Annotated in this window: 1 protein-coding gene; it reads right to left on the reverse strand. The window is 39.2% G+C overall.

Going from position 1 to position 1,090, the window contains the following annotated elements; genetic code table 11:
* Window positions 1–1,090 (reverse strand): hypothetical protein (locus tag DAHG_RS21285; RefSeq protein WP_022936299.1); only part of this gene is annotated, 1,090 nt, incomplete at both ends.

Raw genomic sequence — 1,090 nt, forward strand, 5'->3', positions numbered from 1 at the left:
AGCGCTGCTTTCGCTTTTTATCACTAAAGTCCAAGGCTTCCATCACTAATGGTTTATGGGTACGCACACATTCATGAATGATCTTGCTCGCTGTTTCCACAATCTCATGCTTTCGCTGATTCCTTGTCTTTCCCTTTAACTTCATCGGCAGGATCTGCTGTCTGCACAGATTGCCTTGCCGATCGATGTGGGCAACCGCGATATGATCCACATTGATATCGATACCGATACTGCCTTCTTCCTTTTTAGTCACGATCATATTGGGTTCCACCTCAATGATCGCTTTGATGATGAAATACTCACCATGGTCATAGAGTTCATAAGCTACGGCTTTACCAGTGGTATTATGCGGTAATCTGACTGCTCTTTCTAATTTATCTGCATGATGATAAAACTGGATCGGTAAATGAACTTCTTTCTCTGTGCCTCGATAAACCATGATCCCGGATTCAAGATGATATTTGAAGAGATTGTTGCTGTATTTTCCCTGTCGTCTTCCCGGTATCAGCATCCGTTTTCTTCGCTCATACCGATAGGCTTCAAGATTGTTATGCAGATTCTTCCTTGAACCAAAGCAAGCGGCTCTCACGCCTATGTTCAAATGATTCAGCTTATCCGTTTCTCGGTTTAATTTAAAGGTCAACAACCCAATTCTATGTTTTAACTGTTTGATATTCGGATTAATGATCTGTACCTCATACAAATAGTCTGCTTCACTAGTTTTATGCTTCTTACTCTTTTGAATCAGCTGTTCTTTCTGCTTCTGCCAGTTCTGTAAAGACTTGTTTTCCTTACGGATCTTCTCATTGATTCTTTCGATCCGTTTAGTACATGCTTTCTTCAATTGCTGATTAGTTTCAATATTACTTTTAAGCAAGGCTCTGGCTTCATGGATTGCAGATAAAGGAAAATAATCGTTCGTACCATATCTTGTTTTTAACTGTTTTTGTAAAGAGACTGCATCCTTGACACCATGAAAACAAGTTAAATAGAGTTTCTTATAAGCGGTATGCAGCATAGAATTATACAGGATCAAATCCTTCTTAATACAATTCGCATCTTCTTCCGATAACTCTTTATAATAGAAGCG

The organism is Dielma fastidiosa, assembly GCF_000313565.1.
GTDB lineage: Bacteria > Bacillota_I > Bacilli_A > Erysipelotrichales > Erysipelotrichaceae > Dielma > Dielma fastidiosa.